Genomic DNA, 23,865 nt, shown 5'->3' on the forward strand with positions numbered 1-23,865 from the left:
GATCGGGAGCCGGGTCGGTAGCCTGACCCCATGCGCATCGCTCGATTCGTCCACGACGACACCATCGGGTTCGGCACCGTCGAACTCGCCGACGACGCCGGGGAGCATCCCGACACCCTTCAGGTGCTCAGCGGGGACCCGCTGGTGGGGCCCGTCAGCTACACCGGTCAGCGCTGGCATCTCGATGATGTGCGCCTGGTCGCCCCGGTTATCCCTCGCAGCAAGATCGTCGCTATCGGGCGCAATTACGCGGCGCACGCGGCCGAGTTCGATCATGAAGTCCCCGCGGTCCCGATGGCGTTCTTCAAGCCCAACACGTCGGTAATCGGCCCCGGTGAGCCGATCATCTACCCCACGCAGACCACGGCGGTGGACCACGAGGCGGAGTTGGCGATCGTCATCGGGCGCATCTGCAAGGACGTGCCTCCCGAGCGTGCCGCCGAGGTGATCTTTGGCTACACGGCCGCCAACGACGTCAGCGCCCGCGATCTCCAGGAATCCGACGGGCAATGGGCCCGGGCGAAGGGCTTCGACACCTTCTGCCCCCTGGGGCCGTGGATCGTGACCCACCTCAGCATCGAGGAGGCCTCGCACCTGGGGGTGCGCGCGGTCGTCCGGCGTGGTGAGCAGGTCATCGAGCGTCAGGATTCGACGACCGCCAACATGGTCCATGGCATCGCTGACCTGGTTTCCTTCGTGTCAGCGTTCACGACGCTGCTGCCCGGGGACGTCATTTTGACCGGAACCCCCGAGGGTGTGGGGCGTATCGAGCCCGGCGACGTCGTCGACGTCGAGATCGAGGGTATCGGGACGCTGTCCAATCCGGTCGTGGCCTACGAGGCATGAGCGCGCGGCGGAACCGGCGTCGCCGGGGCAATCCCGCTGCCAACACGCAGGCTCAGGCAGCCCCACCGCAGAAGCGGACCTCGGCTGTCCGCGCATCACGCGGACCGCTGGCTCGATGGGTCGCGACGTTCGCGACCGAGAAGATCCCGGCGGGAGTCGACTATCCGCATGCTCTGCGGACCACCACCGCCAATCCGTTCACGTCGCTGCTGGGCGTCACCGTGGGCCTGGTGTCGTTCATGATCCTCACACCCCTGCTCGTGGAGGCCCTCGCGCGCGCCTATTGGCTCGCGGTCGGCTCTCCCGGGGAGTTCTCGACCACCCGCCAGGCGCTGGTGTCCTACGAACTGCCCTTTGGGCTCGTGGTGGGACACCTGGGATTGGCGAGCCTGATCCCCATCTCGTTCGCCTTGGTGTTGTTCGTTCATCGGGTCCGCCCCGGCATCCTGAGTTCCGTGGCGATCGGGCTGCGCTGGCGGTGGCTGGCGCTGTGTCTCGTGATCGCCTTCGTGTCGCTGTGGGTGGTGCTCGCGGTGCAAGGCCTCCTCGGATCTGGCGGAACAAACTTTGCGCTCAACCCACAGTCGGGGGCGGTGTGGTTCCTGTTGATCATGCTCGTGACGACGCCGTTGCAGGCTGCGGCGGAGGAGTATTTCTTCCGCGGATATCTGATGCAGTCGTTGGGTTCGATGATCATCTCCCCGTGGTTCGGGATTGTGACCTCGGCAGCGGTTTTCACCCTGTTCCATGGATCCCTGGACCCAGCCCTGATCGTTGACCGGTTCGCTTTCGGGGTGCTGGCAGGCTGGCTGGTGGTGCGTACGGGAGGGCTGGAGGCGGGAATCGCCGCTCACGTGGCCAACAACGTCACCTCGTTCGGCCTCGCCGCCTTGACCTCCTCGGTGGCACAGGTCAAGGCGATCAGCGAGATCACCTGGGTGGCGGCTGGCTGGGACATTGCCCGGTTCGCCGTCTTCGCGGTCCTCATCGTCTGGTTGTCGCGTGGGGTCAAGCCGCAGACGCTGACGCCAGCGCCCTAGCGGTCTCCGGTTGGCATCCGGTTTGGAGCAACGGCTGGGTGTGCAGTAAGGTCTTACCTCGCTGGCTCAGCCTGGTCAGCCCCGCTCAATCGAGAAGAACGAGTGGTGTGTGAAGGGGTATGGGGTAATTGGCAGCCCGCCGGATTCTGATTCCGTCAGTCTAGGTTCGAGTCCTAGTACCCCTGCTGGGAGTGATTCGCGTGAGCCTCAGGGCTCTGGTAATCTCTCCCGGGCACCGAGAACGGTGCGAGCTGGCCCCGTTGTGTAGCGGCCTAGCACGCCGCCCTCTCAAGGCGGTAGCGCGGGTTCGAATCCCGTCGGGGCTACCAGCTTGAACGGCCCGGCCGGACTTTCGTCCAGTCGGGCCGTTCGACGTTTGAGCGCGAAGCGTTCAGGATTCCCCACCGCTGCGGCGCAGGACTTCGGAGAGCCGCTCTGCAGCAGCCATGACAGCGGGCGCGTGCAGCCGGCCAGGCTGGCGGGTCAGGCGTTCAATGGGGCCGGACACACTCACGGCTGCGATCACCTTGCCGGCGGGGGAGCGGACCGGTGCGGACACCGACGCGACACCCGCCTCGCGCTCCCCGACGGATTGCGCCCAGCCGCGGCGCCGGACGGTCGAAAGAGCAACGGCGGAGAACGTCGCATTCGTCAGCCCGCGCTGAATGCGCTCCGGTTCCTCCCACGCCAGGAGCACCTGGGCGGCCGAACCCGCGTTCATGGTCAGCTGGGTGCCGACGGGGATGGTGTCCCGCAGGCCCACAGGACGCTCGGCAGCGGCCGCACAGATGCGGAAATCGCCCTGGCGGCGGAAGAGTTGAGCCGACTCGCCAGTGATGTCCCGAAGCCGAGCCAAGACCGGCCCCGCGGTGGCCAGAAGGCGATCCTCCCCGGCGGCTGCGGCGAGTTCAGTCAGGCGCGGGCCCAAAACGAACCGCCCCTGAAGGTCGCGGCTGACGAGGCGATGGTGTTCCAGCGCCACCGCCAGGCGATGAGCGGTGGGGCGGGCCAGGCCCGTGGCGGTCACGAGCCCGGCTAGAGTGGTAGGGCCCTGTTCGAGGGCGGTGAGCACCTGAGCGGCCTTGTCAAGGACGCCGACTCCCGATGAACTGTCCATACTCTGATACTGCCGTCTCGTTATGTGACACGCAAGTTGTACTGTGTGATTCCCACCGCGGGGACTCGCTCGCGGAGATCCTGAGGAGAAGGGAACGTAACCGATGGGCCAAACCCTCGCCGATAAAGTATGGCAAGACCACGTGGTGCGCAGCGCTGCGGGAGAGCCGGACCTTCTCTACATCGATCTGCACCTCGTCCATGAGGTGACCAGCCCGCAAGCGTTCGACGGCCTGCGCCTGGCCGGACGACGCGTCCGCCGTCCTGAACTGACGCTGGCCACCGAAGACCACAACACCCCCACCGAGAACATCCTGCTGCCCATCGCGGATCCCGTCTCACGCCTGCAGGTGGACACCCTGCGCAAGAACGCTGCTGAGTTCGGCATCCGGATTCACAGTCTCGGCGACAAAGACCAAGGGGTCGTCCACATCATCGGGCCCCAGTTGGGTGTGACCCAGCCCGGGATGACGATCGTGTGCGGGGATTCCCACACCTCCACGCACGGGGCTTTTGGCGCGTTGGCGTTCGGGATCGGCACCTCTGAGGTCGAGCATGTCCTCGCAACGCAGACGCTCAGCCAGGCCCCAGCCAAGAGGATGGCGGTCAACATCAACGGCGACCTGCCCGAGGGCGTCACCCCCAAGGATGTCGTCCTTGCGCTGATCGCCAAGGTCGGCACCGGCGGCGGCCAGGGCTACATCGTCGAGTATCGCGGCACCACCATCGAGAACATGTCGATGGAGGGCCGGATGACCATCTGCAACATGAGCATCGAATGGGGCGCCAAGGCGGGCATGATCGCCCCCGACGCGACCACGTTCGCCTACCTCAAGGGGCGTCCGCACGCGCCGGAGGGTGCTGAGTGGGACGCTGCCGTCGCCTACTGGCAGACGCTGCGTACCGACGACGACGCGGTCTTCGACGCGGAGGTGGACATCGATGCCAGCGCATTGACGCCGTTTGTGACGTGGGGAACCAATCCCGGGCAGGGGATCGGCCTGGGGGATGTCGTGCCCTCGCCGGACGACTTCGCGGACCCGGTCGCGCAGTCCGCCGCTGAGCGAGCGCTGGAATACATGGACCTCACGGCGGGGACGCCCATGAAGAGCATCGCCGTGGACACGGTCTTCCTCGGGTCCTGCACCAACGGGCGCATCGAGGACCTGCGATTGGCTGCCGAGGTCATCGCTGGTCGCAAGGTCGCCGACGGCGTCCGGATGATGGTCGTTCCGGGGTCGGCTCGGGTGCGGATGCAGGCGATGGAAGAAGGCCTGGACGCCATCTTCACCGAGGCCGGAGCCGAATGGCGCGAGGCCGGATGCTCCATGTGCTTGGGCATGAACCCCGACCAGCTCAAGCCTGGGGAGCGGTCCGCGTCCACGTCCAACCGCAACTTCGAAGGGCGCCAGGGCAAGGGTGGGCGCACCCACCTGGTCAGTCCTGCCGTCGCCGCAGCCACAGCCGTGCGCGGCACCCTGAGTGCCCCCGACGACCTGAAGGAGAACTGAGCATGGACGCGTTCACCACCCACGCAGGAGTCGGCGTTCCGCTGCGTCGCAGCAATGTTGACACCGACCAGATCATCCCCGCCGTCTACCTCAAGCGGGTCACGCGGTCCGGCTTTGAGGACGGGCTGTTTGCCGCCTGGCGCAAGGATCCGGAGTTCGTGCTCAACGACGACGCCTATCGCGCGGGCAGCGTGCTGGTGGCCGGTCCCGACTTCGGTACGGGGTCCTCACGCGAGCACGCGGTATGGGCCCTCCAGAACTACGGCTTCAAGGTCGTCATCGGCAGCCGCTTCGGCGACATCTTCCGGGGCAACTCCGGCAAGGCTGGGCTTCTGGTCGCCGTGGTGGATCAGGACGTCGTCGAGGCGCTGTGGGACTACCTCGAGGCCTCCCCGGGCGTTGAGATCGCCGTATCCCTGGAGGACAAGACGATCGTTGCCGGGAGCGATACTTACCCGTTCACGATTGATGACTACACACGGCACCGTCTGCTGAATGGTCTCGACGACATCAGCCTCACGCTGCAGCACGAAGCGGAGATCGCCGCCTACGAGGCGCAGCGTCCGTCCTGGAAGGTGAAGACGATTCCGGCCAAGGTCGCTAACTGACGTAGCGATCCCCTGTGGGGGGGGAGGTGCCAGCGGCGCCTGCCCCCACATCGCTGTCTGGGCCCTTCCTGTGACCGGTGGCGGTGCACGCTCAGGCTCGTCCCTCGCTAGGCTGGTGCTCACCCGAGCTTCGACGGAGGAACCACCCATGCAACAGTCCACTCGGACGCGTGTCGCCATCATCTTCGGGGGTGTGAGTTCCGAGCACGACGTGAGCTGCCTGACCGCAGGCGGCGTGGTTCGCGCGATCGACCCGCAGCGATTCGAGGTCATCGGCATCGGGATCACCCCATCGGGGCGCTGGGTGCAGGTCGATACCGCCGATCTGCTCGCCTTGAACGTCTCCGAGGATGGGCTCCCGCGGTTGGATGAGTCCCGCCCTGAGGCCGTCCTCATCCGCCGAGATGGGGGAGGCCGCATCGCGACCGTGCAGGGCGACCGACTGGTCGATGCCCGTGACTTCGATGTGGCGTTTGCTCTCTTGCACGGTCCGTTCGGGGAGGACGGCACGATTCAAGGCCTCTTCGAGATGATGGGGATCCGCTACGTCGGGGCCGGTGTTGCCGCGTCGGCGATCGGCATGGACAAGGACCTCATGAAGTCGGAACTGCGCTCGGCTGGCCTGCCGGTGTGTCCCTGGGTCACGATTACGGCAGTGGGATGGCGCGGCGATCAAGCCTCGATTCTGCGCCGGATCGAAGCTGACCTGACTTTCCCCGTCTATGTGAAGCCCGCCCGCGGTGGTTCCAGCGTCGGGATCAGCCGCGCGGCGACCTCCGAGGATGTCCCGGGCGCCATTGAAGAGGCGTTGCGCTGGGATCCCAAGGTGATCGTGGAGGAGGGATTCGTCGGCGCTCGTGAAATCGAAGTGGCAGTGTTGGACGTCCGCGACGGCACCGCCCCGCGGGTGTCCCTCGCCGGTGAGATCGTCATGCATACCGATGACGCCTTCTACGACTATCAGGCCAAGTATCTGCCGCAGGGGCAGGTCGATCTTGTCGTCCCGGCGCCGGTGGATGCCGCTCTGCTCTCACGAATCCAGAAGACCGGGGCCCGAGCTTTCCGGGCGATGGGCGCGGAAGGCTTGTCACGGGTCGACCTGTTCGTGACGGCCGACGAAGAGGTCTTCGTCAACGAACTCAACACCATGCCCGGTTTCACGCACCTGTCGATGTATCCGGCCCTGTGGGAGGCCACGGGGCTGTCCTATGCCGACCTGATCGCCGAACTCGTCGACCTGGCCCTGTCCCGGCCGACCGGGCTGCGCTGATGGCGCGCACCGTGGCCGATGCCGGGGAGTTCGGGCTCATCGCGGAGTTCACTCACGGCGTGGAGATGCCGGTGGGGGTCTCGGTGGGACCGGGCGATGACTGCGCCGTTTTCACTCCCCGGGGCGACGTCGTGGTCAGCACGGATTCCATGATCGAGGACGTCCATTTCAAGCGGGTCTGGTCGGGCGCGGGCGATGTCGGACGCAAGGCGATCGCTTCTGCCGTGGCTGACGTTGAGGCTATGGGTGCTCGCCCGACCGGCGTTGTGGTCGCCTTGGCGCTCCCGGCCGACACGCCCCACGACTGGGCTTTGGAGTTTGGGCGGGGGGTCCGCGCCGAGTGCGAGACCTCCGGGGCAGCGCTCCTGGGTGGCGACCTCACCAAGGCGCCGGTGATCGGTGTCACGGTCACAGCGCTGGGGGATCTGGAGGGACGCCCGCCCGTGCTGCGGTCGGGAGCTCGCCCCGGCGATGTCGTCGCCTACATCGGGCGCCTCGGCATGGCCGCCGCGGGCCTCGCCGTGCTGACGCGTGGATTCCGCTCACCGGGGGCGGTGGTGCGCGCCCATCGGGTGCCAGAGCCGCCTTATGGCCAAGGTGCCCTCGCGCTCGCCGCTGGCGCTACAGCGATGATCGATTGTTCCGACGGGCTGTTGGCCGACCTGGGTCATATCGCGGAGGAGTCCGGCGTCAGCATCGATCTGCTGGCGGATCGCCTCGACGTCGATGAGGCGCAAAAGACGGTCGCGGCCGCGATCGGTGGGGGAGATCCGCTGGTGTACATCCTCACCGGCGGCGATGACCATGCCTTGCTCGCCACCTTCCCGGCCACCACAGCGGTGCCCGAAGGGTGGACAACGATCGGGAATGTGCGCAGCCTCGACGAGGGTGAGGCGCCCGGTGTGACCGTGGGTGGGAGCCCCTGGGAGAGCGACGCGGGCGGGTGGCGTCACTTCTGACCGGGGCGACCCCGGCGTGGATGGTTGGCCCGCGCGACGAGGGTTGTTACTCTGCGGGACATGGCGACCCGCGCGTCTTCCCCCTCGCGGAGCCGTTCGAATGCATCTTCGCGCTCGGCGGCTTCACGCGGCGGAAGCAAATCTCAGCAGTCCCGCCGACCTCCCCAGAAGTCCGGAGGGGGCCTCGGTGGCTTCTTCGCTGCGCTCGGACGCGGCTTGGCCGCCCTGTGGCGGGGGATCGCGGGCCTGATCGGTGGCGCGGTACGCAGCCTCGGCGTCGGCGTCCGCGATCTTGACCCGGAGCTTCGACGCGACGGGACGGGCCTGCTCCTCATCGTTGTGGGCGTGGTCGTCGCCGCAGCGTTCTGGTTCATGCTGCCCGGCGCCTTCGGCGAGGGCCTGCGGGCGGGTGTCTCCACGATCTTCGGGGCACCATCCATCGTGTTGCCCTTGGCAGCATTCGGCATGGCTTGGCGCACCCTGCGCGACCCCCGCGCCAACGGGCCCACGGGGCGCCAACCCGTCGGTTGGTTGGTGTTCGCGCTGGGAGTCCTCGGACTGTTCTCGGTCTCGCACGGGGTGCCCACTCCGAGCGAACCCGAAGCGATGCGTGCGGCAGGCGGCATCCTCGGGTTCATCCCCAGTTCGTTCCTGATGGATCTCGGTGACGTGTGGGTCGCCGTGCCGGTCCTCGTCGCAACGGCTTTGTTCGGCGCCTTGGTGATCACCGGAATCCCGCTGCACGAGATCCCCGAACGTGCGCGAGCGCTGCAAGAGCGCTACCGCCGCACCCCGGCCGAGCCGGAGCCTACCTATGGCGTCGATGAGGCCTACGACACCCCGTTGGTCGGGGAGCGTGTCGTGGCCGAGGAGCGCCCGCGTTCGCTGCCCCCGGTGCGCGAGGAATCCAGCAACTTCGATCTCTTCGGCGAGGAAGAGTCCACCCCCGCACGTGGTGACACCCTCCCCGTCACCGCCGGCAAGGCGCCGACCGTGGCCGAACCGGCCGAACTCCAACCGCCAGTGCATTCCAACGAGCCGCTGCGCGCTGAGCAAACGGTCCTCTCAGGGGACATCCAGTACCTGCTGCCCGACCCTGCACAGTTGAAGCCCGGAAGCGCACCCAAGGCTCGTACCGAAGCCTCCGACGCGGTCGTGGACCGTCTTGCGGAGGTATTTCGTCAGTTCGATATCGACGCGGCCGTGACGGGATACACCCGCGGGCCGACGGTGACGCGCTACGAGGTGGAACTGGGGCAAGGCGTCAAGGTCGAGAAGGTGACCGCGCTGGGCAAGAACATCGCCTACGCGGTGGCCTCGGCGGACGTACGGATCCTCAGCCCCATCCCGGGCAAGTCGGCGATCGGGGTGGAGATCCCGAACACGGACAAGGAGATCGTCTCCCTGGGTGACGTGCTTCGCTCAGCGAAGGCCCGCAACGACCACCACCCGATGACCGTGGGGCTGGGCAAGGACGTCGAGGGCGGCTACGTCATCGCCAACCTCGCCAAAATGCCGCACCTCCTCGTGGCGGGCGCAACCGGGTCGGGTAAGTCCAGCTTCGTGAACTCCATGATCACCTCGATCATGATGCGATCCACCCCCGACGAGGTGCGCATGCTCCTGGTCGATCCCAAACGGGTCGAACTGACGAACTACGAAGGCATCCCGCATCTGGTGACGCCCATCATCACCAACCCGAAGAAGGCCGCTGAGGCCCTCCAGTGGGTGTGCCGGGAAATGGATCAACGCTACAACGACCTCGCAGCGTTCGGCTTCCGGCACATCGACGACTTCAACAAGGCCGTCCGGGCCGGCCAGGTGAAGCTCCCCCCGGGTTCGGAACGCGTCCTGGCGCCGTACCCGTACCTGCTCGTGATCGTGGACGAACTCGCCGACTTGATGATGGTCGCCCCCCGGGACGTGGAGGACTCCATCGTCCGGATCACCCAGCTGGCGCGAGCGGCGGGCATTCACCTCGTGCTGGCGACGCAGCGCCCCTCCACTGACGTCGTGACCGGCCTGATCAAGGCCAACGTCCCCTCCCGGTTGGCCTTCGCCACCAGTTCGATGACGGACTCGCGGGTCATCTTGGACCAGCCCGGTGCGGAGAAGCTCGTCGGGCAAGGCGATGGCCTGTTCTTGCCCATGGGCAGTTCAAAGCCGTTGCGCGTCCAGGGCGCCTGGGTCACCGAGCAGGAGATTCGCTCGGTCGTCAAGCACGTCACCGAGCAACTGGCTCCCCAATACCGCGAAGACGTCTCCGCACCGCAAGAGACCACGAAAGTCGCTGAGGACATCGGCGACGACCTGGAACTGGTCTTGGAGGCCGCGCAGTTGGTGGTCAACCTCCAACTCGGATCGACCTCGATGCTGCAACGCAAGTTGCGCGTCGGGTTCGCGAAGGCGGGCCGGCTCATGGACATCCTCGAAACCCGTGAGATCGTCGGGCCGTCCGAGGGCTCCAAGCCGCGGGAGGTCCTGGTCAAACCGGACGACCTCGACGCGGTGTTGAGCAATCTGCAGGAAGGCTGACATGCGTACGGTGCTGGTTACGGGAGGAACCCGGGGCATCGGCCGGGCCGTCGTCGAACTGTTGGCGCCAACCTGGCGGGTGGTGATAGGCGGACGCGATCCGCAAGCCGTCGCGGACCTGGTTGCGCTCTACCCGCACGCCCAGGGCTTCGTGGCGGATCTTGCCGACGCGGATGCGGTCAGGGCGGCCGTCGCACAGTTGGGCGAGGTCGACGCGGTCGTCCATAGCGCGGGAACAGTCGCTTACGGTGCCGCGGAGACCCAGTCGTGGGAGCAGTGGCGTCACGTGCTGGACCTCAACGTGATCGCGGTGGCCGAGTTGACCCGGCTGCTCCTCGGACGCCTGCGCGAGGCGCACGGCCAGGTGGTCGTGCTCAATTCGGGGGCTGGGCTCCACGCCCGGCCCGGCTCAGCGGTCTATGCGGCCTCGAAGTTCGCGCTGCGTGCCTGGGCGGACGCGCTGCGGGCTGAGGAGGCCGGGACGCTGCGCGTCACATCGGTGCATCCGGGGCGCGTGGACACCGACATGCAGCGAACCCTCCAGGCTGCCGAAGGCAAAGAGTACGACACCACGGGAGTCATGGACGTCGCCGCGGTTGCCCAGGCCGTGGCCTTCGCGCTGGAAGCGCCAGCGGACGCCTGCGTGGAGATGATCTCGGTGCGTCCTGCCAGCTGAACAGTCAGCCAACCCCTTCTGCTAGCGCGCGCCCTGTCGGGCAAACGTGAAGGTGATGAGGAAGGACGCCAGCAGCGTCAGACCCGTCAACACGAGGCAGTTGAGGTGGAGCGCCGAGAGGAAGGCATCGGAGGAGGCCATCCGCAGCGCCTGCGCGGCCGGTTCGGGCAGCCCCGCAGCTACTTGCTGAGCCGCCATGATCGACTCCCCGGCTTCCTGCCCATAGCTCGCCCCCGCGGGGAGGGCTGCCCTCAGTTGTTCGCGGTACACATGGGTCAAGATGGAGCCAAGCACGGCGACACCGATCGTGCCGCCGACTTCCCGGATGGAGTCATTGACGCCGGAGGCGACGCCGATCTCGTCGCTGGGGGAGGCCGACAAGATGATGTCGGTGGCGGGTCCCTGTGCCAGGGCCAACCCCATCGCCATGAAAATCATGGCTGGCACCATGACGGCCCAATAGGGATTGGTGGCATCGGCGAAGGATACGATCAAGAACCCGATGCTCATCAACGCCATGCCCGCTGGGATGCAGCGGCCGGGACCAATCTTGCGTGCCAGCACCGGGGCGAGGGGAGAGCAGGCGGCCATCACCACAGCGAAAGGCAAGATGGCCAGCCCTGCCTGGAGCGCGCTATAGCCACGGACTGCCTGGAAGTAGATGGTGATGGCAAAGGTGAACCCGAACAGGGAAAAGAACGCCACACCGATAGCGGAACTGCACGCCGCGACACCTCGAGCCCGAAACAGGCTCAAGTCCAGTAGAGGGGAAGCTACTCGTCGTTCCCATGCGAGGAAGAGCGTTGCCAACGCGATGGAGGCGGCGAGGGCACCGAGGATCGGCCAGGAGGTCCATCCCCATTGCGGGCCCTCGATAATCGCACCGACGAACAGGCCGAGGGCGGCGACCGCAAGGAACACCCCCCAGCCATCGAACTTTCCCCGGCGCTCCCCACGGGATTCGGGGACCAGCCAAGGAGTCACCGCAGCGACGGGCAGCACGATCGCGATGTTGATCGCGAACAGGGACGGCCAGGCAAAACTTTGGAGCAGCAAGCCTCCGAGAACCGGGCCCAGTGCGATCCCCAACCCGGCGGTCGCAGCCCAGAGGCCCACCGCGAGCGCATGATGCTTGGTGCCGTGGAAAATGGTCGAGATCAGCGACAGCGTCGCGGGGAAGACCAGCGCGGCACAGATCCCTAGGAGGGCGCGCAGAGCGATCAGCACCCCGAGGTGGGTGGTGAGAGCGGAGGCGAGCGAGACAGCGGCAAAGCCGAGGAGGCCGGCGATCAGCACGCGGCGTCTGCCCCAGCGATCGCCAAGGTAGCCCCCCGGCAGCATCAAGACCGCAAACACGAGGGTGTAGGCGTCCACGATCCACTGCAACTGGGTGGTCGACGCGTCGAAGGCCCGACCCAGGGTAGGAATGCCGACGTTGATGATCGTGTTGTCCATGACTCCGACCAACTCGGCCAAGCACAGGATCGCCAAAGCGACGAACGGGCGCTTGGCGGCGGGCCGCGCGGGGTGAGACCGGGGGGCATCGGTGGAGGTCATGATGATTCCTTCCTCGTGAGGGGACACAGGTGGGTGCTGGCCTACTGGGCGGATGGGGCCGACGCGACCACGAGAGCTGCAATGACCTGCTGCAGGCGCGTCGTGGGATCGCCGTCAAGGTCGAAGACCAGCCGCAGGGCACCTTCGGAGGCCGAGGTGGTGGTCGTGGCAGGGGTAGCGGCGCGCAGGTGGGCCAGGAGATCGTTGAGATCCGCACCCTCGAGGGTCACGGGGTGACCCAGGTCTGGGGCCGCTACCTCAGGGGGGGCCGCGTTGGGGTGTCGTGCCACCGTGACGGTGTAGCCCGCGCCGTGGAACACCGAAGGCAGGGCGGCGGTGAGCTCTGTGGCTGCTGGATCGCTGGCCAGAGCCAGCAAGCGCGTCAGCGCCCAGAACGCGCCGTCTGCCCCCAGCGTGGTCACCTCACCGGCCGCAAGCCCCGTGCCTGTGCCCGTGGCATCAGGAGCAGCCCGAACATAGCCCAGCACGTGATCGTGCGGTGAGAGGTCTTCAGCACGGCGGACGACAAAGGACACCGAACCCTCCACCGGACGCAGCGGCGCGCCCACCTGCCTGGACCACAGGTCAGCCATCTCCGGGGCGACGAGTGCGTTCACGCCACCGATCACGACCGCATCCGCCTGCGCCTCGTCCAGGATCCCTGTCGCGGCCCAGACCGCAGCACCCCAAGACGACAGGTCGGCATCCACGATGTAGTTGGTGCCGCGCAGGTCAAGGCTGTTCCCCACCCGTCCGGCGACAATGTTGTCCATATAGCCCGGCAACGCGGCCTCCGTCGTGGTGTCGGGGCCTACAGGGAAGGCGTCCTGGAGGCCCGCGCGCCACCCGGTGATGGCTTCGGTAGAAACGCTGCAGAGCCGGGCAGCAGACTCCAAGACGTCCACGAACTCGTCAGCGCGGATGCGTTCATTGCGATCGAGCGAGGCTTGCGAACCCGACGCCGTCGCTACCACTGTCGCGACTCGTTCGGGGATGGACACGGTGCGACCCGTCAACAAGCCTGCGTGCTGCAGCGCATGCAGGCTCGTGCTGAGGAACAGTTGCTGGGCACGGTCGGTCTGTCGCAACGTGCTGGGCGGGATCTTGACCTCCCGAAACGGGAACCGGAAGTCGTCGGCGAGCCCGGTGGGGTGCGCGGCGAGGCCGTCCCAGGCCTGTTGGAAAGCGACCGCGTCGGGAAGCCCCGAGGCGGCGGGGAGGCCGGGCAGCAAGGCAGAGGCGCCCACGACAGCCAGCCACGAAGTGACCTGCTGGGTCTTCGGGGTGGCCGGGGCACTGCCGAGGAGCGCTCGATGATAGGCCGGGTCGAACTCCTCCACCAGAACCGAGGAGTCCACACCGCCAAAGCCGAAGGCGTTGGCAAGCGCCCGTCGCGGATGATCGGGGTGGCGGGGCCACGGGCCGCCCTCAGGCAGCAACCGCAGGCTCTCGGCGCGCTCGGCGAGGGCTGAGGTGGGCTGATCGACCCCGAATGTGGGGAAGAACCGTTGCCCCTGGAAGCTCAACAAGACCTTGACCAAGTTCGCGATGCCAGCCGACGGGAAGCCGTGGCCCACCAGAGCCTTACCCGAACCGATGGTCACAGGATCGGTGCGGCGAGCGTGGGACACCAGGAGCGCCACGGATTCGAGTTCGGTGGTGTCGCCGGTGGGCGTCCCCGTGGCATGAACCTCCACGTAATCCAGATCGCGGGCGCTCAGCCCTGCCTGATCGAGCGCCGCCTGCATGGCCGCAACCTGTCCGCGCGAGGAGGGGGCATAGATCGCCTTTCCGGCCCCATCCGAGCGCGTCGCAGCTCCGCGGATCACACCGATGATGGGGTCCCCTTCGGCAAGGGCCCGGTCCAACCGCTTCAACACGACCGCACCGGAACCCTCCCCGGGGATGAGCCCGTTCGCCGAGGCCGAGAGGGGACGGCTTCCGTCGGGGGAGAGGCCGCCGATCTTGGCAAACGAGACGTTGCCGGCGACGCCCATGTTCGCCATGGTGCCGATGGCGACCACCAGGTCGCGATCGCCCCTCACCAGAGCGGCAATTGCCGCGTCCACCACAAGCAACCCCGAAGCGCAGGCACCGTCGACGAGGGTGGCTTCCCCCGACAATCCCAGTGCTGCGGCCACCACGGGAGCTAGTGCGCTGGCGAGCACGTGCTGCGGGGCGGGCTGGGATGAGCCGAACTGACGGTCAGACGCCTGAGCCCAGGCGTCTCGCCACGCAGCAGCGGTGGTGCCCTGGGGCGTGTCGAGGCATGCCGCGAGGCGTTCATGATGGTCCTCTGCGCGGCGCCGCATCGAATAGTTGGCCAGGGTCTCATCGCCCAGCATGTTGCCCAGATAGATCGCCCCGCGGATCGTGCTGCGCCGTGCCGTGTCGTACCCGGCGGCCTGGAGAGCTTGCAGGGCGGCGTCGATCGCGAACAGTTGCGTCCGGTTCGCCTCCGCAACAACGCGCGCCTGCGCGGCAGTCAAGCCGTAGGGGGTGAAGTCACCGTGATAGTCGTCGACGAACCCGCCCAGGGTGCAGTACGTGCGCTCGGGAGCGTGACGGTCCTTGCTGAAGTAGCGATCGCGATCCCACCGCTTCGCGGGGATCGGGGAGATGCCCGGCGTGCCCGCGAGCAAGTTGCGCCGATACTCCACCAGCGAGGTCGAGGTGGGAGGGAGGACGCACCCAGCACCGAGGATGGCGATGGGCGTCTCAGGAGCGGCAAGGGGGGACATGAGGACTCCGTTCAGGTGTCTGGGGGGTGGGGGATGTCGCCCACAAGTCCGGGTCGACGAGCGGGTCCGTTGTGGCAACGGACAAAATGTGATCGGGGAAGAGGGTGACGCTGATCCGTGCCTGCACGTGCGGGGATCCGGTCGCCTTCGCGGACGCGAACCGAACCGTGTCGGGCGGATCGCCTGGTGACCGGGGGAGAATCCGGAAGCGGCCGTACCCGAAGCTGGGCCGCCCGCAGAGTTTGGCGAGACACTCGATCACGGTCCAATAGACGCTGGCTTGGTCCTCGCTCGAGAGGGACGCGAACGTGTGAGCCGCGACACGGGCCTCCTCGTCGCTGAAGACCGAAGCGACGCTGTCTTGAGCCACGGCGTGGCGGGGCTCGAGGTCGACCGCACAGGGCGATCGCGACAACACGGCAACCGAACAGTCTGCGCAATGCGACACCGAGGCTTGCGCCACGGCGTCCCCGCGGTCGTTCACGATGAGGGGGCGGCCCTGTTCGTCGGGGTCTCCCGATTCCATCCGGGTCACCGTGGGGCGGATCGCAGCGAGATGGTCATCGGCGAGGACAAGGTCTTGGAGACACAGGCGCCCTGTTACCCATTGAGCTCGCCGGTGCGGGTGCCTCAGTCGGGTTAGACCGGCCGCGTCGCACGGTACGGGCCAGTCGTGGGTGGGGTCGGCGTCCACGTCCGTCAGGGCGCGTCCATGCCAGACGGGGCGAACCCGTCCTGCGATACCGACACCCACCTTGACGCCGGGCATCGTGGCGAGTCGGATCTCGCTACGCCGTAGCGTGAGCGAGGCGTGAACGTGCAGCATCGTGGTTGAGCCTGTGCAGGAGGATCCGGTCAACATGGATCAGCGGTCGGCCGTGCAGGTCGGCGACATCAACCCGCATCGCGTACTGCCCGGTGCCGTCGGGGTGGACCTCCACGCATCCGAGGACGTCAGTGCCGTCGTCGGGAAGGTCATCGATCACCGCCTGGTGGACGCTCACCGGGACGATGTGATCACCGAACCGGTGGAAGACGTCGATCAGTGCCAGGCGCCCCACGTTGTCCAGCAGCAACGGCGCCGTCACGAAACGCGCGTTCCCCTCGGGAACAAGCCCCCGCGTGTCAGGCGACGTGGAGAAGCGTCCCGCCAGCAGGCCCCGGCTGGTGCGCCAGGCGTCCTTCATGGTTCGGAAACTGGGGCCAAACGTGATGGTGGCACTGGCCGCGGCGTAATACTCCTCCAGATCGAAGGTGAGGGCACGATCGGCCAGCACCTCCTCCCAGTTCTCTGAGAAGGCGGGCATAGGGTGCCGCGGGACGAACACGGCGCGCGAGCGCTGGCGTCCCGGAACCAGGACCACGCCGCCAGGACTGACGACGTCCGCGGTGATGGCGGTTTCGATCCGATCCGACTGCTCTCCCGAGACGGTGATCGTGAGATCGCTCACGCGCCCGCTGGGGCACTTCAAGAAGTTCTCGAACTGGGCGGAATCGATCATGAGATCGCGACCGTGAGCGGCCAGCGAAGCGGCCTCCGCCATGGCCTCCAGATGGAAGACCCCCGGAAGGGTCGGTGCCCCCTGCACGAGGTGATCGACCAGCATGGTGTCGAGTCGGGGATCGAGCCGACGGCTGAATACGGTGCTGCTGGCGTTGGCCGTTTCCACCAGGGGGAAGGTGCCCGGGTCGACGATGCTGCCATGGTCAATGGGGTGACTGATCGCCTCCCGGTCGGGGGTCAAACAGTCCAGTGCCGAACGTGGCTCATTGGTGCCCAGTGGGCCAAAGATCATGACTTGTGGGTCGTAGCCGCCCCCCGCTAACTCCGCGACGAAATGTCGGCACCCCTCGCTGGGGGAGAGATAGCGAAGGCCTCTTTGGTGTTCCTGCACCTCTTGGACGCTGTGATGGGTGGCCATGCCGACTTCCGCCCAGGCTGTCCAATCGAGGGCCACGATCTGGGTGGAGAGATGCCGTCGGCCGAGATCACTGCACAACGCCGACACGGCGGCCGCGCCTGCGGTGTACTCGGTCTGCCCGTCCATGCCGAAGCGCCCAGAAATGGAGGTGAACGCGACCAGGAAGTCCAGTTCGGCGGGATCAATCGTTCGCAGGAGGTTGTAGAACCCCCCGAGCTTGGTGTCGACCACCTGCTCGGCCAGGGCATAGTTCTTCTTCGGCAAGAGCCCCAAGGACTCCAACCCGGCGGCGTGAACCACTCCACGAATGCCGCCGTGACGAGCGCGGATCCCCGCCATGACCCGCGCCACCTCTGCGGTATCGCTCACATCGCAGGTGACGTACTCCAGGGGGGCCGATTCCGCTGACAGGCGGGTGAGGGTTTGGTGCAGGTGGCGATTGTTCGCGATCCGGCGCAACCGCTGTTGGAGATCCATGGGGCGGCTCTCAGGGTGGTCACGGTGGAGGCTCGCCATGATCTCGGGTTGGGCGGCGGCGAACTCGTCGTCGTTGGCGTTGAGATACGGCTGCGACTCGGGATCGTCGAGGCGCGAGCGCCCCAAGATCACCACTGGGCTTCGACCGGATCGCGTGAGGTTGACCTCGCTGCTCGCGAGAGCGAGCGCACATTCCAACGCGATGCCGCGCGACCCGCCGGAGAACACGATCGCCCCGGACGTGGGTTCGCGGTCGGCCAAGGCTGCGGGAACAGCGACGGGGACGACCTTGATCACGTGGCGTTGATCGCCGAGGTAGCTGACCTCGTCATCGTGGGATCCAGCGGCGAGTTCCCTCACGAGGGCCTGGGCGGCCGCAGCCGCCTCATCGCCATCGACATCGACCAGGCACAGGTGCAACGCGGGGATCTCCTTGGCCACGCTCTTCACGAAGCCGACGCTGAGGCATCCCAGTGCGTCGCCGCCGCCGGTGGCCTTGAGTCCAAACGCACCGCCGCACCGGGTCAGTACGGCGAACACCGCCTGCGAACCCGCATCGCTGAGATCTGCGAAGTACTCCTGACTCACGGCGAACACGAGTGCGTAGTGGGCCCGCCAGGCCTGCGCAAAAGCGGCAGGCTCCAAGCCCAGCACGTCGCGGGCCGCACCGTAGCTGGCGAGGTAGATGATGCCGTCGCGTGGCCCGTGGTGGTGATGCTCGTCGGCGAGGCGCGCAGCGAGGCTGCCGTGATCGACCTCCCCGCTGGGGAGGGTAACCGTGCTGATGAGGACGTCGGCGCCCGCATTCTCCAACAGCGCTCGCGTCTGGTTGGTGAGGTCCTCGTCGTCTGCGGCAACGACGAGCAGACGGCGTCCTCGCAGGTCACGGGGGGTGCGCGGGGACTGCGCGAGATCGCGCACGAGAGCGCGCGGCACGTAGCGGTGCGCACTGTCCTTGACGCTCACCGTGTGCATCTCGCCGTCGTCGGGCACGGGCGCCTGAGGGGTCGCGGTGGTGGTGAGTTGGTGGGCGAGGTCGTTGATGGTGGCGGCGCCGGTGAGGTCGAGGGTGTCTTCGGCGATGGTGTGGCGTGTGGCGATGGTGCCGATGACTTGGGCGCGTTTGACGGAGTCGACTCCGAGGTCGGCTTCGAGGTCGAGGTGGGGTTCGATGATGTCTGCGGGGTATCCGGTGGCGTGGGCGAACTCGGTGATGAACTCGGTGACCAGGTCGGTGGTGGTGAGTGTGGCTTCGTGTGGGGTGGCGTCGGTGGGCGTGCCTGGTTCGGTGGGCGCAACCGACCGGGCCACCGGCTCTGCGGGCCGCTGCGCGGTTCCTCCCCGAGGCACTTGGCCTCGGAGCCTGCGGGGCATCGCCTCCCCGCCGAGATCCGGGTCAGGCTGGCCAAAGCTGAGGCCCGAGGCGAGTTCCTCAATGCTGTGACGAAGATCGCCATAACGAGGGCCAAAGGTCTCTTCCAGGCGGGTACTCACGTCGTGTCGCATGGTCGCGACCAATCCGATGCGCTCCAGCGGTGTGTCCTGCGGAACCGCGAACCTCGGATAAGCAGTCACGGCGCTCACCACGGCCGTGATGTCCGCCGCCGTGACCGGGGAGGCCGATTCCGAAGCGTCGGTGGGGAGAAGGGGAACGCCCACGCTGGTCAGGTAGAGCTCGACGCGGCGCCGATCCGCATCTGCGGGGCGTTGGCGTGAGTCGAGCGGGACGCAGGCCACCTCTCCGGCGTCGGACTCGATCAGCCCAGAGAGGATGCTGCTGGGGCCAGCCTCAACGAAGTCGCTGATCCCCGAAGCCGCTGCCTGAGCCAGGAGAGCGCCAAAATCGAATGGTTGCACCAACTGTGCCGCCAGGAGGCCCGGCAGGTCACGAAGATCCGACTCCTCAAGGTAGGTGCCGGTGATGCTGGACAAGACGGCGCGCGTTGGCGGGCGGAACGTGAGTCGCTCCAAGCGAGTACGAAGCGGAGCGACGCACGAGCGCAGCACGGGCGAGTGGTAGGCGTGAGTCACACGGAGACGGGTCACGGGCAGGCGCGCGTCGGTCGCTGCCTGAAGGAAGGAGGCGATCGCTTCCTCCGAGCCCGAGACGACCCGCTGGCTGCTGGAGTTGGCGATGGCCTCACACAGATCACCCGCGTTGGCGGCCAGGACGAGGAGCCGTTGATAGATATGCCGTTCTGCGTCACCGCGAAGGCGCACGGCGACCATGGTTCCCCGGGCTTGGATGGGTAGCTCTGACACGGTCTCTGCGCGGGCCAGCACCCCGTCGAGGGCATCGGGGAAGCTGAGGATCCCTCCGGCCACATAGGCGGCGTACTCCCCGAGGCTGTGCCCGATCAGGAGATCCGGCGGCGTGAAGAGGCTCGTCAAACGCCGATACTGGGCCAGACTCGCGGTGAAGATTGCGCCCTGCATCGCGGTGGGTTCGGCCAGCGTGGCGGGAGTCGCCCCGCGTTCGGTGTAGACGCAGGAGGACAACGAGTGGCCATAGCGGGACTCGAAGATGTCGTCGGCCTGGTCGAATACGGACGCGACCAGGGGGTCGCTCCAGCGTAGGCCGGCAAGGAGGTCGAGGTACTGGCTGCCATGGCCGGGGAAGACGACGCCATAGGCGGGGGATGCCTGGACTGCGGAGAGGAAGACGCCCTCACGCCGCAGCATGCGGCGCGAGGCGGACAAGGCGGACAGGTCGGTGGTCATGTCAGAGGATCCCCTTCTCGCGGGCGGTGGCGCTGATGACGGTGATTGCACGTTCGATGTCGGACTCTTCGAGCAGTGCGGTCACGGTGGCGCGGAAGCGGCTGGCTCCCTGAGGAACGGCCGGGAAGGCGGCCACGGAGAGGAAGACGCCGCGGGCGCGTAGGTCGTGGGTCATCTGCATGGCCAGGGCGTCGTCGCCGACGGGGATCGGGACGATCGGGGAACTGCCCGATTCGATAGCAAATCTCTCATCCAGCAGTCCCTGGCGGAAGGCGATCGTGTTGGCCCACAGACGCCGGCGCAACTCTGGCCGTGTACGGATAGCGTCGAGCGCGGCGAGCGCGCCCCCGATGAGCACGGGAGGTGGGCTGGCGTTGAAGATGTAGCCGTGGGCCGCATGGCGGATGTAGTCGCAGACCTCTTGGCTGGCGGTGATGAACCCCCCGGAGGACCCGAAGGACTTACTGAGTGTGCCCATGAGAATGTCGGGCTGAATGCCGAAGTGCTCGCAACTGCCGCGCCCGGTGTCGCCGAAGACGCCGATGCCGTGCGCGTCGTCGACCATGAGGAGGGCGTCGTAGCGTCGGCACAGTTCGTCGATCTCATGGAGCGGGGCGAGGTCGCCATCCATGGAGTAGACCCCGTCGACGACGATCAGTCGGCAGGCGTGATCTTGGGTACGGCGAAGGATGTACTCAAGCTTCAACATGTCGTTGTGGGGGAAGATCCTCAGATCGGCCCCCGACTGCTGACAGCCATCGGTGATGCTTTGGTGATCGAGTTGGTCGGTGATGAAGACGACGCCGGGACCGCCGAGCGCCGACAGCGGGGCAACATTGGCCAGGAATCCGGAACTGAACAAGACGCAATCTTCAAAGCCAAGCCACTGTGCCAGTTGCTGCTCGAACTCGCGATGGAGGACGGTCGTGCCGTTGTGCAGGCGGGCTCCGCAGGTGGACAAGCCGTAATCCTGCACCGTGCGTTGTGCCGCAGCCACGACGTCCGCGTCAACGCTGAGCCCCAGGTAGTTGTTGGAGGTGAGCATGATGACGGGTTCTCCGCCAGGGAGCAGCGCCGTGTTGCGTTGTGCGCTGGCAAGCGGTTGGCCGTAGGGGTACTCGCCGTTGCTCATGCCGGTGCGGACGGCATGGGAGACGTCACGGAATCGAGTTGCGTAGCTGGCGTTTATCACGGGGGGCTCCAGACAGGTGCGGACGATGAATCCTCGGCGATAGTAGCACTATCCGTCGGGTCGGATTTCCTCGAATGTGGCCTGCGGGATTGTGGAGAGTGCTACTATCCGCTTATGTCAGTGAAGGTGACGCAAGGCCCAGAGGCTGTACCCATTTCGGTGCTCTCCCAACGATCTGGCGTCTCGATTGCGACGATCAAGTACTACATCCGCGAGGGTCTCATTCGTTCCAATCAAGACCCCCGAGCCGACGACGCGGAAACCGTCGAACAACTGCGCTTGATCCGGGGGCTCGTCCACGTCGTCGGCCTGTCGATCCTCCAAGTGCGCCAGATTCTCGCGCTCGTGCAGGATCCCGCTGCCAACCCCGCAACTTCGATGACCGATGTCACCGTTGTGCTGCCGTTGGCGGGGGCGCGCCCGACGGAGCGCTCGGCCAAGGACGCCGATCTCGCCTCAGCGCGCGCCGCCCTCGCATCGGCGGGTTTCGACGACCTGCCGGATGTCCCTTACGTGACGCAACTGCTCGCCGCCATCTCCCTTGCAGAGGATTGCGGAGTGGGGATGGACGCCGACCACCTCGCGACCTACGCCGCGGCAGCGCGAGCATGCGCCGCGGCCGACTTCGACAACCTGCCGCTGGACTCCCCGGGCAAGGCTGCTCAGGCAGCCGTCCTCGGCACGGCGATTTACGACCCCATCTTGGTGGGATTGCGGCGCTTGGCACACCGGGAGCGAGCGGCGCATCTCTCTTCCACTCAACCCCAGTGACAAGGACGAATCGGTCATGCAGGAGCCATCGCGCCGTCGTGAAGAGGTCCCTACGGTGGAGTACCAGGCCTTCGGCCCTCCGGCAGTGCTGCAGGTCATCCCCGTTGCGGTCCCGACGCCGGGACCGCACGACGTGGTCGTGACGGTGGCTGCTTGCAGCGTCAATCGCCTCGACACCGCCGCGCGGGCCGGGCGTCAGAAGTTCCTCACCGGACGCCGCATGCCGCAGCGCACAGGTCTGGATTTCAGCGGAACCATCGTTGAGGTGGGCTCACACGTGGAGGGCCTTCGCGAAGGCCAGCGCGTCTGGGGATTCCTCGGAACGCAGCATCTCGGCGCTCATGGTGCCGCCGCCGTGCAAATCACGGTCGATGCAGGGCTGGTGGCGCCCGCCCCCTCGGGAAACCTGACGGACTTGGCCGCCCTTCCGCTGGCAGGCCTCACGGCAGGCCAGGCGTTCGACCGCCTCGGCGTCGGGTCGGGCTCTCGCATTCTGATCACCGGCGCCGCCGGCGGGGTGGGTAGCGTCGCGGTCCAGATGGCGAGGGCTCGTGGGGCGGTCGTCGACACGATCGCCGCCCCCCGCTATGCCGATCTCCTGCAGCGTCAGGGGGTGGCATCGCGTTGTGACCCGCACGCGATTCCGTGGACGCGGATGACCGGGCAGTACCAGGCCGTCTTGGACACGACGGGAGCCCACCTGTGGAAGTTGCGCCGCTGCGTCGCCCGCACGGGTGCGATGGTGACGATCTCTCCTGCCGGATTGCCGATGAGCTTCCTCAGCAGCATCATGCCTGGTCCGAGCGTGTCCTTCGTCTCCGTCAGGCCTAGCCGCGACGGCCTGTCGGCCCTCGCCGACCTGGTCGAGACCGGCCGCCTCACCCCGATCATTCGCGCCAGGTTCCCTTTGGCGGACATCGCCTCGGCTCACGCCATGGTGGAGGGCGGGCATGGCGAAGGGAAGGTCATCGTCGACGTCAGCTGATTAGGCTGGGGGTATGACCGTGCTACCGCAGCGCAGAATCGGACGTTTTTCCGTCTCCTCCATCGGATTGGGTGCGATGCCCTTCTCGATGGGTGGCAACGTCAAACCCAGTCGGGATCAGGCGATCGCGACCGTCCATGCGGCCCTCGATGCGGGTGTCACGCTGGTGGATACCGCTGACATCTATGCGCCCCGTTGGGATGAGATGGGTCACAACGAGCGCATCGTTGCCGAAGCCCTCTCCACATGGGAGGGGGATCGATCCTCTGTCGTCGTGGCGACCAAGGGCGGCATCACGCGTCGCTCCGCCGAGGCCGACTTTGGCCGTGACGGTTCGCTTTCCTACCTGCGGGAGGCCGCCCTGGCGTCGCGGGAACGCCTCGGAGTGGACGCCATCGACCTGTACTACTGGCATCGTCCCGATCGACATCGCCTCTACGCCGAATCGATCGAAGCCCTGGCGCAATTGCAGCGCGAGGGCATCATCGTGGAGATCGGGATATCCAACGCCAATGTCGAGGAACTGGAGGTGGCGCTGGAGGTTGTGGGAGCTGGCGGCCTAGCCGCCGTCCAAAACGAGTTCTCGCCGCGCTTCAATCACACGTCCTATGCGGAATTGCAGTGGTGCACAGACCACGATGTGGCGTTCCTTCCCTGGTCTCCTTTGGGTGGCACGGGCGGCGGCGCCGTCGCGGTGGGGGAGCGATTCCCGGTGATCGCTGAGGTGGCCGAAGCCCACGGGGTCTCCCCGCAGCGCGTCACGCTGGCCTGGGAGTTGGGGCTGAGTGAGAGTGTGATCCCCATTCCGGGCGCGTCCCGTCCTGCCTCGATCCGAGATTCGGCGGCCGCGTCTAGCCTGACGCTGCTCGACGCGGAACGCGAGCGCATCAGCGCTGCTGTCCTGAGTCGCTGAGGGCTGGCGTCACGCCTAGGGTCAG

The 23,865-nt window shown here is 66.9% G+C and carries 16 protein-coding genes and 2 tRNA genes; 13 read left to right on the forward strand and 5 right to left on the reverse strand.

The genetic code is table 11. The features are described 5' to 3' along the window. Window positions 1-30: 30 nt before the first annotated feature. From C1706_RS00810 to C1706_RS00825, 4 genes are all read left to right on the forward strand, one after another. Entirely contained in the window at window positions 31-846 is an 816-nt protein-coding gene (locus C1706_RS00810; protein ID WP_129457310.1) for a fumarylacetoacetate hydrolase family protein, read from the forward strand. Then, window positions 843-1,886, forward strand: coding sequence for a CPBP family intramembrane glutamic endopeptidase (locus C1706_RS00815; RefSeq protein ID WP_129457311.1), 1,044 nt, complete (start codon window positions 843-845; stop codon window positions 1,884-1,886). The genes C1706_RS00810 and C1706_RS00815 overlap by 4 nt, the downstream gene beginning before the upstream one ends. A 113-nt stretch (window positions 1,887-1,999) precedes the next feature. Then, window positions 2,000-2,071, forward strand: a tRNA-Gln gene (locus tag C1706_RS00820). A gap of 68 nt (window positions 2,072-2,139) precedes the next feature. Next, window positions 2,140-2,215, forward strand: a tRNA-Glu gene (locus C1706_RS00825). A 62-nt stretch (window positions 2,216-2,277) separates the two neighbouring features. Here C1706_RS00825 and C1706_RS00830 read toward each other — a convergent pair. Continuing rightward, window positions 2,278-3,003: an IclR family transcriptional regulator gene (locus tag C1706_RS00830; RefSeq protein WP_129457312.1), complete on the reverse strand. Its 726-nt coding sequence runs from the start codon at window positions 3,001-3,003 to the stop codon at window positions 2,278-2,280. A gap of 103 nt (window positions 3,004-3,106) precedes the next feature. Between C1706_RS00830 and leuC the strand changes: the two genes are divergently transcribed. From leuC to C1706_RS00860, 6 genes are all read left to right on the forward strand, one after another. Beyond that, window positions 3,107-4,513, forward strand: a complete 1,407-nt coding sequence (leuC, locus tag C1706_RS00835; protein WP_129457313.1) for a 3-isopropylmalate dehydratase large subunit — start codon at window positions 3,107-3,109, stop codon at window positions 4,511-4,513. A 2-nt stretch (window positions 4,514-4,515) separates the two neighbouring features. Continuing rightward, window positions 4,516-5,121, forward strand: coding sequence for a 3-isopropylmalate dehydratase small subunit (gene leuD, locus C1706_RS00840; protein ID WP_129457314.1), 606 nt, complete (start codon window positions 4,516-4,518; stop codon window positions 5,119-5,121). Between the two features lie 148 nt (window positions 5,122-5,269). Further along, the gene (locus C1706_RS00845) at window positions 5,270-6,391 is read left to right on the forward strand and encodes a D-alanine--D-alanine ligase family protein (protein WP_129457315.1); all 1,122 of its coding nucleotides are present in this window, start codon (window positions 5,270-5,272) and stop codon (window positions 6,389-6,391) included. After that, window positions 6,391-7,350, forward strand: coding sequence for a thiamine-phosphate kinase (locus C1706_RS00850; protein WP_129457316.1), 960 nt, complete (start codon window positions 6,391-6,393; stop codon window positions 7,348-7,350). The genes C1706_RS00845 and C1706_RS00850 overlap by 1 nt, the downstream gene beginning before the upstream one ends. A 60-nt stretch (window positions 7,351-7,410) precedes the next feature. Next, window positions 7,411-9,885: an FtsK/SpoIIIE family DNA translocase gene (locus tag C1706_RS00855; RefSeq protein ID WP_129457317.1), complete on the forward strand. Its 2,475-nt coding sequence runs from the start codon at window positions 7,411-7,413 to the stop codon at window positions 9,883-9,885. 1 nt (window position 9,886) lies between these two features. Continuing rightward, entirely contained in the window at window positions 9,887-10,561 is a 675-nt protein-coding gene (locus C1706_RS00860) for an SDR family oxidoreductase (RefSeq protein WP_129457318.1), read from the forward strand. Window positions 10,562-10,582: 21 nt separating this feature from the next. Here C1706_RS00860 and C1706_RS00865 read toward each other — a convergent pair whose 3' ends face one another. The 4 genes from C1706_RS00865 to C1706_RS00880 form a co-directional block, all read right to left on the reverse strand. Continuing rightward, entirely contained in the window at window positions 10,583-12,118 is a 1,536-nt protein-coding gene (locus C1706_RS00865; RefSeq protein ID WP_129457319.1) for an MFS transporter, read from the reverse strand. Window positions 12,119-12,159: 41 nt separating this feature from the next. Continuing rightward, a complete protein-coding gene (locus C1706_RS00870; protein ID WP_129457320.1) occupies window positions 12,160-14,859 on the reverse strand; it encodes a beta-ketoacyl synthase N-terminal-like domain-containing protein in 2,700 nt (899 codons plus the stop codon). Between the two features lie 788 nt (window positions 14,860-15,647). Beyond that, a complete protein-coding gene (locus C1706_RS00875; protein WP_129457321.1) occupies window positions 15,648-19,979 on the reverse strand; it encodes an SDR family NAD(P)-dependent oxidoreductase in 4,332 nt (1,443 codons plus the stop codon). A 1-nt stretch (window position 19,980) separates the two neighbouring features. Next, window positions 19,981-21,171, reverse strand: a complete 1,191-nt coding sequence (locus C1706_RS00880) for an aminotransferase class I/II-fold pyridoxal phosphate-dependent enzyme (protein WP_129457322.1) — start codon at window positions 21,169-21,171, stop codon at window positions 19,981-19,983. 114 nt (window positions 21,172-21,285) lie between these two features. On the opposite strand from C1706_RS00880, the gene C1706_RS00885 reads away from it, so the two are divergent. The 3 genes from C1706_RS00885 to C1706_RS00895 are packed head-to-tail and all read left to right on the forward strand — an operon-like array spanning window position 21,286 to window position 23,840. Further along, on the forward strand, window positions 21,286-21,942 hold the full coding sequence (locus C1706_RS00885) for a MerR family transcriptional regulator (RefSeq protein WP_164987370.1): 657 nt from the start codon (window positions 21,286-21,288) through the stop codon (window positions 21,940-21,942). Window positions 21,943-21,958: 16 nt separating this feature from the next. Continuing rightward, the gene (locus tag C1706_RS00890) at window positions 21,959-22,927 is read left to right on the forward strand and encodes an NADP-dependent oxidoreductase (protein ID WP_129457324.1); all 969 of its coding nucleotides are present in this window, start codon (window positions 21,959-21,961) and stop codon (window positions 22,925-22,927) included. Between the two features lie 13 nt (window positions 22,928-22,940). Then, complete coding sequence (locus C1706_RS00895; RefSeq protein WP_129457325.1) at window positions 22,941-23,840, forward strand: aldo/keto reductase; 900 nt, start codon at window positions 22,941-22,943, stop codon at window positions 23,838-23,840. Window positions 23,841-23,865 lie beyond the last annotated feature (25 nt).

The sequence above is a fragment of the Propioniciclava flava genome (assembly GCF_004126535.1).
In the GTDB taxonomy this organism is placed as follows: domain Bacteria; phylum Actinomycetota; class Actinomycetes; order Propionibacteriales; family Propionibacteriaceae; genus Propioniciclava; species Propioniciclava flava.

Coding starts and splice junctions, on each gene's coding strand:
- C1706_RS00810 (WP_129457310.1), top strand. CDS start 31: ATGCGCATCGCTCGATTCGTCCACGACGACACCATCGGGTTCGGCACC.
- C1706_RS00815 (WP_129457311.1), top strand. CDS start 843: ATGAGCGCGCGGCGGAACCGGCGTCGCCGGGGCAATCCCGCTGCCAAC.
- C1706_RS00830 (WP_129457312.1), bottom strand. CDS start 3,003: ATGGACAGTTCATCGGGAGTCGGCGTCCTTGACAAGGCCGCTCAGGTG.
- leuC (WP_129457313.1), top strand. CDS start 3,107: ATGGGCCAAACCCTCGCCGATAAAGTATGGCAAGACCACGTGGTGCGC.
- leuD (WP_129457314.1), top strand. CDS start 4,516: ATGGACGCGTTCACCACCCACGCAGGAGTCGGCGTTCCGCTGCGTCGC.
- C1706_RS00845 (WP_129457315.1), top strand. CDS start 5,270: ATGCAACAGTCCACTCGGACGCGTGTCGCCATCATCTTCGGGGGTGTG.
- C1706_RS00850 (WP_129457316.1), top strand. CDS start 6,391: ATGGCGCGCACCGTGGCCGATGCCGGGGAGTTCGGGCTCATCGCGGAG.
- C1706_RS00855 (WP_129457317.1), top strand. CDS start 7,411: ATGGCGACCCGCGCGTCTTCCCCCTCGCGGAGCCGTTCGAATGCATCT.
- C1706_RS00860 (WP_129457318.1), top strand. CDS start 9,887: ATGCGTACGGTGCTGGTTACGGGAGGAACCCGGGGCATCGGCCGGGCC.
- C1706_RS00865 (WP_129457319.1), bottom strand. CDS start 12,118: ATGACCTCCACCGATGCCCCCCGGTCTCACCCCGCGCGGCCCGCCGCC.
- C1706_RS00870 (WP_129457320.1), bottom strand. CDS start 14,859: ATGTCCCCCCTTGCCGCTCCTGAGACGCCCATCGCCATCCTCGGTGCT.
- C1706_RS00875 (WP_129457321.1), bottom strand. CDS start 19,979: ATGACCACCGACCTGTCCGCCTTGTCCGCCTCGCGCCGCATGCTGCGG.
- C1706_RS00885 (WP_164987370.1), top strand. CDS start 21,286: ATGTCAGTGAAGGTGACGCAAGGCCCAGAGGCTGTACCCATTTCGGTG.
- C1706_RS00890 (WP_129457324.1), top strand. CDS start 21,959: ATGCAGGAGCCATCGCGCCGTCGTGAAGAGGTCCCTACGGTGGAGTAC.
- C1706_RS00895 (WP_129457325.1), top strand. CDS start 22,941: ATGACCGTGCTACCGCAGCGCAGAATCGGACGTTTTTCCGTCTCCTCC.